This is a genomic window from Paenibacillus sp. MER 99-2 (assembly GCF_023714095.1).
Lineage (GTDB): Bacteria > Bacillota > Bacilli > Paenibacillales > Paenibacillaceae > Paenibacillus.
Genome location: NZ_JAMAUZ010000001.1, coordinates 1669904 through 1688163, shown reverse-complemented (window position 1 = coordinate 1688163; position 18260 = coordinate 1669904). Strand labels below are relative to the sequence as shown.

Sequence of the window (18260 nt, the reverse complement as noted above, 5' to 3'; positions counted from 1 at the left end):
CACCAACACACTAATTAATTTTATATCTTCAATAGGTGTCTTATTAATATTCATAAATACTCCTTAACCAAGGTTGCTTGAAACTTACGTTTCATTCAAATGATTTCTAATGTTCATTTCACTTATTTTCCATCCTTCGTTTGCTTTCGTTACCGTATGGATGCTTGTATGATCCCCTCTTCAACTAATCCGCGTTGGCTCCAGCCACCACGATATCCGTCTTCATCCGCGCCATGTCTTACAAGATGTATCTTCAAGATAATCCAGCCCTTTCTGCATATCATTCGTAAGTCTATTTCACCTTAGAAGATCTAGTTCCGCGCCATTACCTTGGTATAGATATATGTATTCCCCATATTCACTACTCTCGTAAAAATAGTTATCAATCAGGTGTAGCACTTGTCTCTTGAGCAACTCCGCTTCTTTCAACAATGAAGCACTTCGCGCTCCTGTACCTTCAGTGCGATCCGGGCCGGGCGATACCGAGGTGTCTGACCAATCTATTCTCTCAAGATCGGACGCTTGTTCAACAAACTTCTCATAGCTATTTTTGTATTTTGTTAATGCATATGTCGTCCGGGTGTTCATAGTGCTGCTTTAATTCAGCCAAAATATGATTCCATTCCGCCTCCCACGCCTCCAAATATGCATTCGCAACATAATTGATCTCGGTAGTCGCAGAAGCCGTTTCAAAATCCTCACCGAAGGCCTGATCGATAGGATTGTCATCTGTCTTCACTTGGAGCGCTTTTACAATTTGAGGAGGAGCGTTTTCTTCCTCGCTGTTTACAATAGCATTTGTCGCAGCGCAACCAGAAGCTACCAAGGTAAACAAAATCACGCCTATGAAACTGACGATCTTGGCATTGCTCATAAGATATTCTCACCTTTCCAATATTATACAACCTCTAATATAACCCAGAGATGAAGGTTTGCGAAGGGAAATATGGATCAGATATCATTTTCCATCATTGCTTGCTCTTTTATCTATTATCTATCTAAAAAAGAAAATGACCGCTCCCGGTAACATACCAGGATACGGTCAAGTTGTCTGAATCTATTGTCTGCTCTGTTGCTCTTTAATTATGGAGTAATCGATCCGGACCAAAAACAAGATTGGCTGATTGTTTGGCCTGTTCAACAACCTGCATTACCTTTTCACTATGCTCAAGCATGTGGGCAGCCTTATTCCAATCCAGCTCACTAATCATCCGATCAAACTCTACGAATTCATCATACATACGATGAGCATGATCTTTTTGATCCACACGGATCGGCTCTTGCTTATTAAGGACATAACTGTAGCTGTCAATGATATTCGCAGAACTTGCCATGTGAATATATCCTTTGTTTCCTTGAATGTTTACGGAATTGGGAGCTGTGCTATCTTTAGAACCTATGCAGACACACTTGAAATCACCGTAATCTAGAAACAAAATGCCTGATGTATCAATGTTTCGCTCCATGTTAGGCCAGTACTCTACTCGCTCAGGACTACCGAACATACCTACAACGAGATGAATGTTATATAAGTTGATATCCATTAATGCCCCGCCAGACATCTCTGGATTAAACGCTGGCAAAACCTCGCCTGCTTGGAAAGCAGCATAACGTGATGAGTATTGTGAGTAATTACATTCGACAATTTTGATATCTCCCAATTGAGAGATGTGATCCTTCATGGACAGGTAGTTTTTTAAATATTGATTGGTTATCGCTTCCACCAGAATTAACTGTTTCTGCTCAGCTAACTCCTTAAGTTCCAGGAACTCGGACAGATTGGAGGTAAATGGTTTCTCGCAAATGACATGTTTGCCGTGTGACAATGCTTCTTTGGCATAATCGTAATGAAGGTGATTGGGCAATCCGATATAAACCGTATCGACATCAGGATCGCTTAACATCTCACTATAATTGGAATACACCTGCTCAATGCCATATTGTTGTTGCAGCAAACGTAATTTTTCCTCATGACTTGGTCTAGAGCTTATTGCTTGCAAAGATATCGTAGGAATGTCCTTAATAAAACTCAATAGATCCTGAACAATCATACCTGCTCCAACGATTCCTAGTTTCATCTTAGCTACACCCTTTCATGCCATTCTCTAAGATTTCCATGGCTAATATGGTTTCTTCGTCACGGATTACTTTGTCTCGGCCATTTACGATGGCTTGATATATATCGTCATACACGCGTGCATAATCGCCTTTTTCAGAAATCACTTTTTCTTCATGGTATGTTCCATCATCATCCACATACGTGAGCACGCCGTAGTGCTGAGGCAGATCAATCCCAAAATCATCATGCCCTTTAGGCAGGTAAAATAATTTCAAATGCTCCTCTTGGCGATCCTCTGTTTGCTTCACAAAAACACCCTTCTTACCGTATACCACAAAACTTGGCCTTGGCTTCAGACGGAAAAAGCTTGATTTTACGGATACTTTGAGTGAATTGTAATAAAAGTCCAGATCAAAATAATCATTCATTCTGCCAGCGCCTAATAACTGCCGGACATCATAATGGATTCGGTCGGGCTTACCGAAATAAGAAAGGACCTGGTCAATGGTATGCACACCATGTCCATATAGATAACTGTTGTATTTGGAGAACTGGGAGACTGCGTTAGGTATTTCAGGTCGATAATAATCGTAATGCATTTCAACTTCCAGAAGATCCCCAAGCTTGCCGGATTCAATCACTTTCTTGGTTGTAAGGAAGTCTGAGTCATATCGTCTATTTTGATAACATTGAATGATCAGATTCTTTTCTTTTGCATATTCGAAAATAGACACAGCTTCTTCTTTTGTTAACATAAAAGGCTTCTCAACGAGTACATTTTTGCCATGATCCAGTGCCATTTTGGCATAACTGTAATGTGACTCTGTGTGAGTGCAGATGACAATTAATTGAATGTCTTGGTCGTTCATTAGAGATGAAATATCATCCGTATACTCAACACCTGGTACTCTTTCCCACTCCACTTTCTCCAAGCTGCGTGCATAGATTGTTTTGACGTTCAGCTCATCCCGGTTCAGTGAGAACGGAAGATGATATCGATTGGTGCTTTTTCCATTGCCGATATATCCGATGTTTAACATAAAGTTTCCTCCTCAGTGTCTTTTCATTTATTATAGAATAAGACGGTCTTGCGTAAAGGCTTTGACGCGATAACGGTACTTTCGATCATTATGTACAAGCTACACGGGTAGTTTTCTGAACAAAATGTTTATTTTCTATTCTTGATTCACGTTAATTTACAGAAGCTGGAGTGATCCTGTTGAACATCCTAATGCAGTTGTCCGAAATGCAGAACTTTACACCAAATGAAAAGAGCATCGCATCCTACATATTGAAACACAAAGAGCATGTTCTCCAACTAAGCATTCAAGAGCTTGCCAAAGCAACATATACATCTCACTCGGCCATTCATCGTCTAACGCAGAAGTTAGGTCTTACTGGATTCAAAGAGTTTACTATTACGCTTGCCCGTGAATTTCAGCAGAGTACACAGCCCATCTCCAACGTGAATCCTAACTATCCATTTAGCTCAGGTGAATCTTCACTCCAGGTGGCACAAGAGATTGCAGAACTGATGAAGGAAACGATTGAAAAGAACGTTGCATATATGGACGACGAGCTCCTATCACAGACAGCACATCTGCTGAATAATGCCAATCGGATCTTCATCTATGCGCAGGGGGATTCACAAATTCGAGCAAAAAGTTTTCAAAATAAATGTTTTAAAATTAATAAGTATGTGGTCATTGCGACTGAGTTATCTGAATGGATATATCACACCATTAATTTAACTTCTCAGGATTGTGCTATTTTCCTAACGTACCATGGGATCTCACCGAATTATGTTCAAGTGGCGCAGCACTTCAACCGTGAGAATATCCCATTCATCACCATTACAGCAAGTAACCAGAGTGAGTTAGCCAAACTCAGTACGTATTGCATTCGAGTACCTAATGATGAGGAAAAGCTCGCTAAGATTGGGACGTTCTCGTCACAGATTGCTTTTGAATACGTGTTGAACGTGCTCTACTCTTGCATCTACAAAATTGATTACTTGAAGAATATGCATACAACAACGGAGTCACTTAAGAAGTTCCAAATGAACAATGTAATTAAGGATATTTGATTCCCGAAATTTCGATGATCTGACTCGAATATGTGAGCACATATTGTATTAAATAGAAAAAGAGGCATCCCGTTGATCGAGATAGCCTCTTTTACATATGCTCCATTACATGCCTGCCGCGGATTTGATCCGTTGTCTTTGCGTAACAATTAGTTCATTTAACCGCTCTGTTCCAAAGGCTCCTGCCGAGAATGCATTCGCTTTTGGATAATACACCATACGCATAGAAGTACCATCTTGCAGATACACACGCAGGAAGATACCATAGTCATGTTTTGCTTTTTTATATACTTCGTCAAAGCCTACATATGGTAAAGGTAATAACTCGTTTACAAATTCTGATGTTGCTTCTTCGGTGAAATCACCGATTATACTACCGTCATTTCCACTTTCCAAGCTGATCTTCTCTACCTTTGAAGCGATGTCCATCAGATCGCCCATCGTCCCAGCCTTAGGATTGTCATTAACCTGGTACATTCTACCCTTAGCTACTACACGAAATTCTGCCCGATAACCCTTTAATTCATATACAGATGTGCCGACTGGAAGGAATGCAGCGTCTCCATTTTGCACAACATGATCTGAACAAGCTTGTTCACTCATTGTAAATTTAACTTCACCAACCTTGTCCCCCATGAGCTCAGGCTCAATTGGAGTTGCATCGGACCTACTATCATTCAGCGAGTACATAACATCATTAATCATTAGGAAATCCACCAAAGTAATGTTTCCTGTTACACACGGCGATGAAGTGCTTGAACTGTCTGAAGCGCCTAATGACGACATTTCCCCATCATTCTTGATGCTACAGCTTGTTAACATTATGGATATAAGAAATACAAAAACTAATTTCGCCCCATATTTATACGACCTCATTCTCTCACCTCAATCTATATGACGGAGGTTCCATTGCCAAAGTTACAAGAAATGAGAAAAATGTTATCTAGAAACATGTCATCTATCCGCTTATTTATTCGAGTTCCAGGTAGTGGCTCACAAGATTCTCCATATGTTGTACCATGATCTGTTTGAGCGAGATCGGCTTCACTGCCATGATCGAGGTGCCAAACCTCATAAAGTAATTTGTAATAAAGCTCTCTTCCCCGGGGTTATAATATCCTCTAATGAAGGTCTTCTCCCCGCGCTCTATGTTCATTGAAGGATAATTTTCTTTATAAAACAGATCTATGGCCTGCTCTGCGATCTCAACTTCGTACTCGATGCTATTCGCAGACTTATATGCGTCTAATGAACGATGAAGTAAATCATCAATAGAGTAGCGTGTATCACACATCTCTTCTTGGAATGAAGTGATTCGATCACAGCGAAAAACCTTCGTTTGATTGGATTGTATGTCGATGCCACTAGCGTACCATTGCCCAAATTTTGCTGATATTTTGAAAAATTGAACATGGTAGCTCGTTTCCTGCTGACCTTTCACATATTGAATGGTACAAGTGCTCTCATGAAGAATACTCTTCAGAATTCGATCCAAATAGTGACTTATATGGTGATGCTGGCTCACTTCGAATTGCAGGACTTTTTTCATTAAGTGGATCTGATGTAGTTGCTTCTGAGACAGACAGGCTTCGAACTTCTCGTTCAATTTCTTAACACTTAGATGAAATGGTGTGGATTGATACGAATCAAGCGTGAGCATCGCAAAATAAAGTGCATATACTTCATCCATTGTGAATAGGATCGGTGCTAACAATTGATGCTGCAGTATTCCATATCGCCCATACCTGCCATGCTCGGCATAGATCGGCACACCTAATTGCTCCAAGGAATCAATATCCCGTAGGGCTGTGCTCTTGGAAATATGATATTTCTCCATCAGATCGCTCAAATTGAAAAACTCACGATCGTTTAAGAATCTAAGCATGTCATTTAATCGTTCTGATTTTTTCATCGCTATCTCCCTATAAAGGTTTCATGTTTTGACACCTTTAACTAGCATAATGAGTTCAAGGAGATATTTCAAATTGATAAGATCGATATCTACCTGATTATACGGAAATAAGGAGATGTATACGATGAGTGCAACATTAGAGGTAGCCATTTTTCTATCTATGAACGGGAAAGCACAGGAGGCCATTCACTTTTACAAAACACATTTTGGCGCAGAGGAACGGTTCCGGGTAACGTATCAGCAGATGGCGGAACGCGATAATTCTATACAACTTACGGATGAAAATAAAAATTATATCTCTCATTCCGTCTTACAGCTTGGCAGCACCAAAATTATGATCGCGGAAGATCCCATGAATATCAATGAGCCATTCCACGTTGGAAATAACACTTCATTATGTATTCAAAGTGCAGATAGAGAAGAAATCGAACGTTTCTACCATAGCCTTGTATCCGATCAGCGCGTGCAAATCATTTCCCCGTTATCCAGTAATGTATTTAGCAAGGCATATGGCGTTGTGGAAGATCCCTTCGGCATTCAGATTCAACTGATGTATGATGCTCGATTGAAAGCCTTGTAAACCAGTAAGGTTGGCCGATGCCCTTTAGTGAGCGTAAAATTCGAAGTCCCATCACGATCCTAGATGATGCGCCGTTTCTAACGAACTCACTCTAATCTGTTCTAAGGGTCATCGTTAGTTTTGTAGCTAATGTAAGTGCTGTTACTCGTTGCTCATTCGTTATATTTCAGATTAATGGACATTAATCTATTCGTTTTAAGACAAATTGTAAAATTATTCAATCAGAAATTCATTTATTAACCCTCTATCTTCCATATCTTGTGTTATACTGGTAGACTCGTAGAGTTGGCTAAGTATCCATTGAATAAAAGACACAAGATAACAAAGAAAGGTAGTACTCGTTCGGCCTGAAGAGATCCGAATGGGCTATTAGGTATCGTTGATGAAGAAAAAATTAACTAATCTTATCCTTTGCATTATTGCGGTTACTACAACTAAAGTGTTGTATCACTTGTTCCGAGGTACACTTGACAACGTAAACTGGATTGAATTTTTAGTTTATATTTTGATCATAGTGGCTGTCTTCGCAGTAATGAGTATATTAGATCTAATAGATCGCAGAAGAAATCTCTAGATTAGACGAACCTCAATTAGACTACAGAAACCATAATAGCTAAAATGCTAGCAGCTGATTCATAGCGAATAAGAGAAAAATCGCCCATGCGGCGATTTTTTTCTTATTACACAACCTACTATAGACATGCAACTAACTAGTCTTACACTCCTCTATAATCACTGGTTCAACCCTTTCAAACAAAAACGAGGCACCCCTTAAGTACTCTCTAATATAAGCTTGAGCGTAGGGTTGCTCACCAATTAAGTTCACGATTTCAGATTCATTAGGCCGAAATTAGATTCATGATGAAGAAGCACTCTACAGCTTGTAAATCGCTCTTTTTCAACGGTCTCACATGCTCATAACCTTCAATAAATGAAATTCGCTGGGGTACATGAAGTCCTAGTAAAGTGCTTGCAACATCATAAAGATAATGCCCATATCCACATCTGCCAAAATCAATCGGCTGAGGCTGATCATTGTGAATGATAATATTCCCGATATGCAAATCACCGTGAATCATACCATAATTATCACTGGTTTGAGGCATTCGAACGAGGGTAGAGACGACCTTCTCCGCCGCATCTTGGTATCTCTTCCACGCCTCACTTGTAAGAAAACGAGGATAGTATGGCTCTAACGTGTCGAACTCCTCTTCAAACCGATCCGCACCCCAGCTCGGGCGGGTAAATTCAGCTGATGGCTTAAATTGAGCGATTGCTTGATGAAGTTTCCCCGTCATTACACCCATCTGATAAGCCATGTTCTCCGTAATGTCCTTATTTAGATGCTCACCTTCTACCCACCGCATGAATGTAACATAAGGATGCTGATACCCTTCCTCCGTTTGGATCTGTTCAATAAACGATGTATCAGAGCTTTTAACCCCTTCAGGGACATGTATATCCTGCGTTTGATTGAGGGCTTGAAGCAGCTCAAGTTCCGAAGCTAATTCTTCTCTACTCCAACGATCAGGATGTATACGAAGTAGAATCTTCTCTTGCGCTGAAGTCACAATCTGATACGTGATCGCATCAGACCATTGGATAAATCGAATTTCCTCCCAGTCCATCCCATACCTCTGTATTGCAGTTAAGGCAACATTTCTTGCTCGAACGAGGACAGAGTTTCTTGATTCTCCTATGTCATAACTGAAAAAACTCTTCAATCTATTCCCCCCCCACCCAATAGATTAGATAATTTGATTTATGTATTGGATTATACGGATCATACGATTCCAGATATATATAACAGTTCATTCCAAGCTGTTCTTTACCTACAAGTGCTACAACTCCCACACAAGCAAGCTTGTATAGGAGTCATAACATGTACAGATCTAACATCTATTGGCTAAACGATATGCAATTCACTTGTATACGAAAATAAATCTAATGATCCCTAGTGGTTGCCACAGGCAGTGTAACAATGAAAGTCGTTCCTTGATCAGGTACACTTTCAACTCGAATATCACCTTGATGCAGCGTTACAATCTGTTTGGTGATTGCAAGTCCCATGCCACTACCTTCATATTTGCGACTATGGGAGCGATCTGCTTTGAAGAACCGTTCAAATACACGCTTTTGGTCTTCAAGGGAAATTCCAATTCCCGCATCGGTTATCCGTACAGTCACTTTATCGCTATCTTGTTGCATATGAACATGAATTACGCCGCCATCTCTAGAGAATTTGATGCCATTACCAATGATATTAGTCCATACTTGATCTAATTGATCATGATCAGCCGTGACTTTGACAGGCTCAAGATCCAGTTCAAAATGAACATTACGAGCTGACCACTGAGGCTGAAGCGCCACGATTACTCTGCGGATTTGTTCATCAAGACCTAGCGTAGTAAGTTTCAGTTGCTGTGACTGTGATTCAAGCATACTCAGCTTAAGCAAGCTATCGCTCATTTTCGACATCCGCTTCGCTTCCGAAATAATAATATCCAGGTACCGCGTACGTTCCTGCTCTGCGAGGCTTACATTTTTAAGTGCTTGCGCGTAGCCTGAAATCGAAGTGAGCGGGGATTGAACCTCATGTGAAACGTTGGCGACAAAATCCCTACGCATCTGTTCCAGTTGCTGGAGGTCATGCGTCATTTCTTCAAAACTACGTGCCAATGTACCGAGTTCACCACTTTGTTTGATATTCAGCTTGAGATTGAAATCTCCTGCGGCAATTCGTTTTGTTGCTTTTGTCAGTTTTTTAATCGGTCTAACTAGAAATACTGAAGCAATCAGGATCAACAAGCTGCCTGTTATTAAAGAAGTGGTCGCAAAGATTAATCCCCACGAAATGACAAAAGAAGCCGAAGGCGGTGCAAGTGTTTCAAAGAACAACGCCTTGGTTCCCATGTCTGTTCTGACTGGCAAACCTATGAGAGCCGTACCAATTCCATTTCGTGTATCTTGCACAGCGCCTCCATTTAACACGGTCTGTAGTTGCTCAGGCGTAATCTTAGCCGATTTATGATTGTCAGACTGTCCATATGATGTAAACTCACCTGTGGCTTCATAAATCCGAATGTAATAGGATTCAAGCTGCTTCATATGACTGATAAACAATTCAGCTTCTGATGACGGAAGCCTCTCATAGATCTGCACAACATCTTGACCAAAGTTTCGCAAATTAATATTTGCATTCTCATTAAGTTGCTCCTGAAAGATCCATATCGATACAAAAAACGAGATGACCGTACCCGCAATAACAGAGATGAGGAAGGTAAGCACTACGCGGATGTATAAGGATCGAATCATTCGTTGACCTCAAGTCGATATCCTAGCCCACGTACCGTTTCAATACGAAAATCAGATGTCGTTGCGAATCGTTCACGCAATCGTTTTATATGTACATCTATCGTCCGATCATCTCCGACATAATCAATGCCCCAGATCTGATCAATTAACTGCTCACGTGTATAGACTTGTCCAGGTGTTCCCGCGAGCTTATATAACAATTCGAATTCCTTCAGCGGCAAGGTTAGTGACTCTGTACCTCTAGTGACTTTATATGTCTGCCGGTCTAATATAACATTGCCAAATTGAATCATCTGTGTTGAACCAATCTTATAACGTTTCAGCAATGCTCTCACACGTACAGTAAGCTCCAATGGATCAAATGGTTTGGTCAGGTAATCATCTGTCCCAAGTTCGAACCCCTTCACCTTCTCCCATGTCTCTCCTCTTGCGGTGAGCATTAATAAGGGAAGATCCGGATTGGCTCTTCGAAGCTCCTTGCACAATGTCCAGCCATCCATGATCGGCATCATAATATCAAGCACGACAAGATCCACTTGAGCTGAGCCGTACACCGTGAGGGCTTGTTGACCATCTTCTGCTTCAAGTGTCGTAAATCCATCATTCCGTAAAAATAAACAGACAAGTTCGCGGATATTCGGATCATCGTCCGCAACCAATATCGTAGGCATAGTTCTCTATCTCCTTATGTAGCATCTTATAATTCAATTAAATATCATTATACTATACCTAACATTGTTATCCTCGACAAACCTCGACATCACCGCACATCATCTCTTTCCAGTTCACATGCACATATGTATAGTAAAAAGCCGCCTTCAGGCGGCTCACTCTCTACTTCGTATTCCTTCTTCTTGGTGTTCCTCGTCATTTAGGATCCCTTTACCTCGTATGTCCTAATTGCTGCAGTTATTCCATCATCTGCGCTAGCTTTGGAAACACACGCAGTGCATTGTTATAAAATACATCCTCCCAATGAGCCTCAGGAATCAGATGCTTTACAAATTGTATATACGGCTCCAATTGAACCAGCGGCCAATCGGTTCCAAACACCAGCCGATCATATTTCTCAGCAAATACAATGGCACGGCGGAAATGATCTGTATAGGTCTGCTCCTGCAACAGCCGCTCAACCTTCGCCGCATCTCCGACGATCCATCCGGATAGATCAGTGTAGAGATTAGGGTTTTTCTCCAGCAATGCAGCTGTGTCCATCACCCAAGGATCACCCAAATGACACAACATAAAAGTCAGATCACGGTGCTTCAGAAACGTCTCTTCCATCGAGAGCGGGTGTGAATACTTCAAGAGTCCACGATCTGAATACGTCAGTCCCCCGTGAATGACAATGGGCATCTGGTACGTTGAAGCCAGCTTGTATATAAGATCATATATTTCGTCGCCAACATTAAAGTGATAATAGCCTGCATATAGTTTGATACCCACCACATGCTCTGAGCGCAGCGATTGTTCTATTGCATCAAGCTGCCCCTCCAAATGTAAGGTTAATGGATTAATACCAATACAGGTATAGAGATGATTAGGAAGCCCTTCACTCAGGTCAAGCAGCATTGGATTAAGCGCATTGGGATCAGGAAACGCGTCTGGGACAGTCTCAGTAACGCCCATCCCAACCCCAGCAATAACACCAGCTTTACTGAATTCTTCAAGCAAACCTTTTTCACTATAATCAATTGATGCTAAAGTTTCCGCAGTCTCTTTGAAAGCTGCAATATCAGAATAATGAACATGTGCATCTATAATCTTCATGGAATTATCCTTTCTACTTTCATAGGATCAAAACGAATATTGCGTAGGTCCTGATACGCTTCCTCAGGAGCTATCAGATCTGAGATGATATAGAACTGTGGTCTACTGAAATGCTGCTCACCATCTCGCAGCTCAAGTTCTTCCTCTACTACTGACGAAACAATATGATTATTAACTCGTAAGTTCACTCCGTCCATTTCCGGATGTGCCACGAAGGTGAGACGTTCTTTGCGTTCTTGTGAGCCATATTGAATCATTCCGCTCGATACATCGATTCCATATTGCACCCTTCCAGCCTTGTAGGTAATGGGCTCGCCAGCATCATTTTTCACATCTATTCTCGTATCCGTAAGTTCATTGCTTGCCCGGTAGAAGGATTGATTAATATAACTGAAAAGTTTCAGCGGCACACCCATATTCTGCTCTATTCGAGTGGTCGTAGCAAGCACGGGTACACCTGGCAGAGTTAAATAGTAATGATGAAGTACGAGGCCTCTTAATTTCGCATTTTTTTGAATCCTGACACTCATTCTAATTCCTGACCAAGCATTGCCTAGGTTATCCTCAAGCGCTATAAAATTTGCTTCACGTTCTTCTCCAAGGACACTTGTCGTTGATAACCCATGTATTTCGCTAGAGATGCCACCAAGCCAAGGATTCCACCATGATTTTGGCCCAGGTTTAGGATAAGAGGACTCTAGCCATTCTACACCATGATGCTTCAGAGAATATAAGGCTGGTGCAAAGGTATTGCTCGCTTGAAATTGGAGAACACCGTTGCTAACCGTAAGAACGTCACCTGTCTGATCCAACTGATGATTAATCGGTTGATTCGAACCGGGAAATACCAGCCGAGCTCGAGTTATCTCATACGTCTCCATATTCATCTGCAGTGACATTAAATCTGCTTCTTGCCCATACTGCCAGGTCATTGGTGTTACAATGCGATTCAACGCTTGGTCTATAGACACATGCTGTTTCTGCGTTGATGTACTAGCTTTTTCAGTAGAGAGTGTAATCTCACCTTCCAAAAATGCATTTTTTTGCTCTGAGATCTCAACCTCTAACGTCCCATGTAAAAAGGGATTCCCTTGATTCACCTTTGTCTGAAGTTGAGGAATGGACTCTAGTTCTTCCACAGCTTCATTACTTTGGGCGAAGGAACGGAAATCACGCCAATTTTTCCATGTCCCTAGAGCGATACGAATGGGTTTAGTCTCAATCCGGCCTCCTTGGGGGAAATGAAGCTCGTGCTCAATAGCAAAGGATCTGCCATCCACAATAAGCTGCTTATCTTGCGGCCAAGTGATGCCCCGCGTAGAATCTCCAACATCGGTGAAAATCCAATTTTCGGTCACGTTGTCCAGTTGCCAGTAATCCGCGTTTGAGGCGTCTGGTCCTTGTCTAACATCGACGTATTGATCCTCATAGGGAATAACACTAATCCCAGATCCAAGATGAAATCCTTCTTTCAGAAATATAGGTTCATTACGAGCGGTCTTGGACTTGTTCTCTACGATGTGATGACGGCTTATCGTTCCATTGCTATATAATTGGATGATCTGAACTAGTTTCACCGTACTAGATGCAAGATCATACTCAGCTTCGAGCACCATCCCATGCTCTTGACGGTAGGTTACTCGCGTTGCACGCGTCTTCTTAAATTCAGAGACATATGGTAGACCCAATTGAGGAAAATTCAAATAAAATGTACTTTCTTTCCCCTCATAGATCGATACATTATTGTTTATTTTGTTAAGTTGAACCGAGTATCTCCCATTGGAAATCACCCAGTCATGTTCTGTTTCCCCTCCAAAAGCGGATTGAATTCCAGGGAAGACAAGACTCGTCTCTTGTGAAAGGACTATAGAACGTTCCTCTCCAGATACATGATATACGTCAAAATGATGATGCCAGATTCCATAGCTCAACAATTGAGCAGTGAGGGAAACTGTAAGACGACTCTTCGCCGGAACCTGAATTTGAACATCGGGTTGGCTAAAAGACAGGACATCATCACTCGGTAAACGAAATGCAAATACCGTATCCTCGTCATACTCATTTTCCACCGTGAAATCTAGCTCGAACCCATCACCGATATATAAGGATCGTCCAGGGGCATAAGCTTTAACCTTTACAGGAAATTTCGGTTCAATCCCTAGCTTGAAGGTAGCTGCTTGTCCATTGATGCGCACTTCCGCTTCAACCACAGGGTGTGTCTGAAATACATCCTGTTCTCGTTGGATCGGATGAACCAGAAAACTACCCTCAATGTGTTCTTGTCGCTCTACAGATCGTGCTCCCTGTAAATCAAACTGAATATCGGTATTGCTTACGCCCTTCACTTCAATCGTAAGGGGCTTTCCGCTTTTATTTACAGCCTCATACCTAATATTATATGTTGAACCAAACGGAAGTTTATGTTCATGCAAAATCGTTGCTTGAATTAGATAGTCATTTGTTTCAATAAGTCTTAAGCCCCGTCCAGTGCGTTCATACTCCATTTTCAGACTCACATCTGCCTTACGCCATTCATATGTAAAATAATCAAAACCACGCTCTTGTCTTCCATCTGGCTCCACCAGAATTTCACGTACACTATCCACGTACCAATCGAGTTGTTCAAAATAAGGCTTAGCCGCATCTGTTTGTAACACCGATGGGATCAGGTTCATTAGATGTGTGGTGTCGTCTCTTTTCTCCCAGAAAAATCCACTCTTTTTATACGTAGGAACTGCTTTGATATTGCCCGGCCACGTATACAGATCCAGCCTTGGATATCCCAGCTTCAACGTCTGTTCAATAGCACGTAACACAAGTCTCTTTCCAATTTTGTATCCATGATAATCGGGTCTAACATTAAGTAGTGGAATATACAGCGCGCCTTTGTCCTCTTTATAATGAGAGAAGCTGCAATACCCAACGACCTCTTCACCAACAAGTGCCAGAAATACATGAAGATGCGTGCTGTGATGATGCTCTTGGAGGATAGTCTGTTCCGTCTGGAGGGAATTATCACCACCCCAACTCTCATGACTAGCATTCCACATATCCGCGATAGAACGTGCATATCGTGGCTCATATTCTACGATGGATATCGTCAATTCTTGCATTTTGCTCATCAGTATTCCCCTCCATGATCCACATGTCTGAAAAATTAGAATTATTTGCTATAACTTCAGTTGTATTCTATCATTTATGGTTTTCGTGTTCAATTTGCGAGATTCGCATAATGTCGTGAAAAAAGAGGCTGGCTCAGGCCATCCTCATGTTAATGACTATTATCTGTTCGTCGTATTCATATGGGGTAAACGTGTAGCTTGCACAATATAGGATGCCAAGCTAGGCATCATCTGAACAAGTTTAGGATAGTATACGTTAACTTTGGCAAAGGCCAGTTTTTGAATTGTTCTAGTCCGCTTAAGCAGTTGAGTGAATTCCTGATTCGCTGCCAAAATATACTCACTTGCCCACGCTTTATCATCCAGTTCACCTCGGAGATAACGGTCTGTGTACTGCGCGCACAACAATGAAGAACGAAGTGCGATGGACATGCCATCTCCACTTAGAGGTGGAATCATCATCATTGCATCACCAATATGAGGATATTGTGACCACGGCTCTGGTATGTTAGAGAGGTTCAGCGGTGCTATGGATACTTGCGTACCGGGAACAGCTTCTCCTTCAGCGAGTCGCTCTGCTAATCTTTGGTTGGTTCGGGATGCCGCATGTAATATATCAGGCACCGATGTTCCGCTTCCTTGTACCGTTTCCAGTGTCAACAATGCCGCCACATTGGTTTTCCCATTTTCAATCGGAGAGATGCCAACATATCCACCTTCACAGAAGTACAACTCAACTCTAGGTGGGATTGTAATACCACTAAAGTGAGATTTTATCCCTACATAGACCGTTTCATCTCGTAGATCCTCTGCAGAAGGAACGACTCCCCTTGGCTTCTTGGTTCCATGTGCTCCAATGACAGCTTTGGCGCGGTACTGCACTAGCTCTCCATTTTGCTTAAACTGCACTTCATAAAGACCAGCTTGCGGCTGTTCAATCTTAGTTACGGTTGATTTGGTTAGTATCGTCGTTCCAGCTTCCAATGCAGCATGATGCAAAATGCGATCCAGCTCATAGCGACTAATTCCATAAGCGTTGCCGGGTAAAGGAGCTTCGATCTCGCCTCCGTCAGGCATAATAATCTGCGCATGATCCATCATTGTTGGCTGAAGCTTCTGTTCTAGCAAATGGATATCCAAGTATTCCAGCATCTCCTTGGTCTCAGGAGACATGAACTCACCACATGTTTTGTGACGGGGAAATTCTTGACTATCCATCAAAATCACTTCATGCCCTTGCTTCGCAAGCTGCAATGCGCAGGTACTGCCAGCAATCCCCGCTCCAATGACAATAACGTCAACTTGTTTGGACACGATTACACCTGCCCTTCCTACTTCGAATTCCACTTCCTCTAATTTGATTAAAGACTGAAATGTAGAGAGTATTATCCATGTAGCATCCATTCAAAAGGTGTAAAGAGAACACTTTTCAGACAAATTTTTGTAGTGTACTTTGCATTTTTAATTTTTGCCTAGGATAACGTCTTGACCTCATCATTCGGAATAACAACAGAATAACGAAACAGCGGCTTCCAGGAATAACTCATCGTATGATGGTTGAGCTTCTCCTTCAGTTCCTGCCAATCCTTGCCTGTGAATCCTTTAGCAACAGATAGCGGTCCATCATGGCGAATGTAGCGATTGCGTGAAATTAAGCGTGTTGTAATCCACACGGCCGTATATGACACTGGATGGCGATGGATATCATTAATAACAACACCGTGTCTGGAGATGCGCAGCATCTGGGAGACGATATCTATCAATTGTTGACCATCGAAATGATGTACAAATTGAGACCCTGTTACGATGTCAGCGGAAGCATCAGGCAGATCCATGACATCTGCACGCTTCACACTGACCCTTGGTTCATTTTGAAATAGTCGTCTTGCCTCTACACACGCCTCTTCTGTCATATCGATGAGTGTGATGTTCAGTTTAACGCCTTTTTTGTCAGACCAACGAAGTAACTTCTCATTCACATCTCCTGAACCGGCGCCAACATCCATAATGTGAAGCTGATCAGGACAGCCGATCTCTTTCCACAGTTTCTCAACACCCGATAAGGTAGGACCAGGAGCAGCGAATATTTTGTTCAGCCGCCGCAAATGTTTGAGTGCTTCCCTTAAATCGTCACCACCCATTGAGAAATCATCCATTAGTTCATCCTCACGTGCTCTGATGGACAATTTTCTAAAGAAGGGCATGATCCTTCTCCTCCTTAACGGCTGAAGAGAACGCAGGTACATAGGTGAACTTCATAAGCTCAGCGGTTAGTCCTGGCCCAAATGCCATTGCAACCCCCTCGGTAGAAGGTTTCTGTCCGGCAGCCATCTCAGCGCGCATTGCCTTCAGCACAAACAGAATTGTGTTGGAAGACAGATTGCCGACCGTTCTAAGAATCTCCCGACTATACTTCGTTTGTTCATCTTCCAGATTCATCACATTCTGCACAGCGTCCACGATGCCTCTTCCTCCGGGGTGAATAGCCCAGAGCTCAGGTAACTCTTCGCTCTGAAGTAACTGTCTAAGCTCTTCCTCCAGATGAACACCTAACAGTTTAGGGATGCGAGGGGACAAATACAGATCGTAACCGTGGTTACCCACTTCCCAAGTCATATCCTCCGTGGAGTCTGGCAGAAGAACCGAATATCCCGTTCCCAGATCAAGATAGTGTGTCTCCTGGGACTGTGGTGCGCCTACGATACAGGCTGATGCCCCATCACCGAATAACGATGCCGAGAACAACGACTCTCTCTCTTTCACCGGCTGAAAATGTAATGTACACAATTCCACACAGACGATTAACACTTGTGATCCGGGTGCGCCTTGCACAATATCCCGAGCCATTTGAATTGCCTTCAAACCAGCTGCACATCCATGAAAAATAAGAGGCATCCGATTAACACGAGGCGATAATCCTAGTTGTGGAATCAGCAAAACGTCCAGACCAGGTGAATACTGTCCTGTACAACTGACCGTGATCAGATGTGTAATCTTATCCGGTGACATGCCCGCATCCTGCAATGCTTGCTGCGCAGCTTCAATGCCTAACGGCAGAGCTTCCTGTTTGTATGTATTCATTCGTTCTTGGGTCGTGGGAATATCCGTTTCATCAGTGGAAGGAAGGTAACGGCAATGTTCAAGTGTGCCGAGGTAACTGGGTTCAACGGTGTAACGAGTATCTACCCCGCAGGATTTAAATACCCGTTTCGCAAAACGAGCAAGATCTGGACGATCATGAAGAGAAGAAGAAATTAGATCTGCTATATCAGTCTGTGATACAGAATGAACGGGCAACGCCGTTCCCATTCCCAGAATTGCTGCACTGGGCAAATTCATGGATTGATTCATGAGGAACCCCCTTCTATTGGAAGAAATACATCCTTTTATGAATACCTATTACCCATTCCCAAGCT

The 18260-nt window shown here is 42.3% G+C and carries 15 protein-coding genes; 2 read left to right on the top strand and 13 right to left on the bottom strand.

All coding sequences use genetic code 11. The features are described 5' to 3' along the window. Positions 1–544: 544 nt before the first annotated feature. The 3 genes from M3636_RS07570 to M3636_RS07560 form a co-directional block, all read right to left on the bottom strand. Complete coding sequence (locus tag M3636_RS07570) at positions 545–874, bottom strand: hypothetical protein (RefSeq protein WP_128102059.1); 330 nt, start codon at positions 872–874, stop codon at positions 545–547. A gap of 205 nt (positions 875–1079) precedes the next feature. After that, positions 1080–2078 carry a Gfo/Idh/MocA family protein gene (locus M3636_RS07565; RefSeq protein WP_251381894.1) on the bottom strand — a complete coding sequence of 333 codons (999 nt, stop codon included), beginning with the start codon at positions 2076–2078 and terminating at the stop codon, positions 1080–1082. Between the two features lies 1 nt (position 2079). Continuing rightward, on the bottom strand, positions 2080–3099 hold the full coding sequence (locus M3636_RS07560; protein WP_251381892.1) for a Gfo/Idh/MocA family oxidoreductase: 1020 nt from the start codon (positions 3097–3099) through the stop codon (positions 2080–2082). Between the two features lie 179 nt (positions 3100–3278). On the opposite strand from M3636_RS07560, the gene M3636_RS07555 reads away from it, so the two are divergent. Then, the gene (locus tag M3636_RS07555) at positions 3279–4145 is read left to right on the top strand and encodes a MurR/RpiR family transcriptional regulator (protein WP_128102056.1); all 867 of its coding nucleotides are present in this window, start codon (positions 3279–3281) and stop codon (positions 4143–4145) included. Between the two features lie 105 nt (positions 4146–4250). Here the strand turns inward: M3636_RS07555 and M3636_RS07550 are convergent, their stop codons facing one another. After that, positions 4251–4850: a hypothetical protein gene (locus tag M3636_RS07550; protein ID WP_251381890.1), complete on the bottom strand. Its 600-nt coding sequence runs from the start codon at positions 4848–4850 to the stop codon at positions 4251–4253. 265 nt (positions 4851–5115) lie between these two features. Beyond that, on the bottom strand, positions 5116–6057 hold the full coding sequence (locus M3636_RS07545) for a helix-turn-helix transcriptional regulator (RefSeq protein ID WP_251381888.1): 942 nt from the start codon (positions 6055–6057) through the stop codon (positions 5116–5118). A gap of 124 nt (positions 6058–6181) precedes the next feature. Between M3636_RS07545 and M3636_RS07540 the strand changes: the two genes are divergently transcribed. Next, positions 6182–6637, top strand: coding sequence for a VOC family protein (locus M3636_RS07540; protein ID WP_251381886.1), 456 nt, complete (start codon positions 6182–6184; stop codon positions 6635–6637). Positions 6638–7476: 839 nt separating this feature from the next. Here M3636_RS07540 and M3636_RS07535 read toward each other — a convergent pair. The 8 genes from M3636_RS07535 to M3636_RS07500 form a co-directional block, all read right to left on the bottom strand. After that, positions 7477–8265 carry a phosphotransferase enzyme family protein gene (locus M3636_RS07535; protein WP_251381884.1) on the bottom strand — a complete coding sequence of 263 codons (789 nt, stop codon included), beginning with the start codon at positions 8263–8265 and terminating at the stop codon, positions 7477–7479. Between the two features lie 316 nt (positions 8266–8581). After that, positions 8582–9952, bottom strand: coding sequence for a sensor histidine kinase (locus M3636_RS07530; RefSeq protein WP_251381882.1), 1371 nt, complete (start codon positions 9950–9952; stop codon positions 8582–8584). Then, a complete protein-coding gene (locus M3636_RS07525) occupies positions 9949–10623 on the bottom strand; it encodes a response regulator transcription factor (protein WP_128102050.1) in 675 nt (224 codons plus the stop codon). The genes M3636_RS07530 and M3636_RS07525 overlap by 4 nt, the downstream gene beginning before the upstream one ends. Positions 10624–10861: 238 nt before the next feature. Next, the gene (locus M3636_RS07520; RefSeq protein WP_251381880.1) at positions 10862–11722 is read right to left on the bottom strand and encodes an amidohydrolase family protein; all 861 of its coding nucleotides are present in this window, start codon (positions 11720–11722) and stop codon (positions 10862–10864) included. Continuing rightward, positions 11719–14844 (bottom strand): GNAT family N-acetyltransferase, encoded by a 3126-nt coding sequence (locus M3636_RS07515; protein ID WP_251381878.1) that lies wholly within the window; start codon positions 14842–14844, stop codon positions 11719–11721. Before M3636_RS07515 ends, M3636_RS07520 begins: the two co-directional genes overlap by 4 nt. 159 nt (positions 14845–15003) lie before the next feature. Beyond that, positions 15004–16158 carry an NAD(P)/FAD-dependent oxidoreductase gene (locus M3636_RS07510; RefSeq protein ID WP_251381876.1) on the bottom strand — a complete coding sequence of 385 codons (1155 nt, stop codon included), beginning with the start codon at positions 16156–16158 and terminating at the stop codon, positions 15004–15006. Between the two features lie 158 nt (positions 16159–16316). Next, positions 16317–17048: a methyltransferase domain-containing protein gene (locus M3636_RS07505; protein ID WP_251381874.1), complete on the bottom strand. Its 732-nt coding sequence runs from the start codon at positions 17046–17048 to the stop codon at positions 16317–16319. After that, positions 17035–18195 carry a type III polyketide synthase gene (locus M3636_RS07500; protein WP_251381872.1) on the bottom strand — a complete coding sequence of 387 codons (1161 nt, stop codon included), beginning with the start codon at positions 18193–18195 and terminating at the stop codon, positions 17035–17037. The genes M3636_RS07505 and M3636_RS07500 overlap by 14 nt, the downstream gene beginning before the upstream one ends. Positions 18196–18260: the final 65 nt, after the last annotated feature.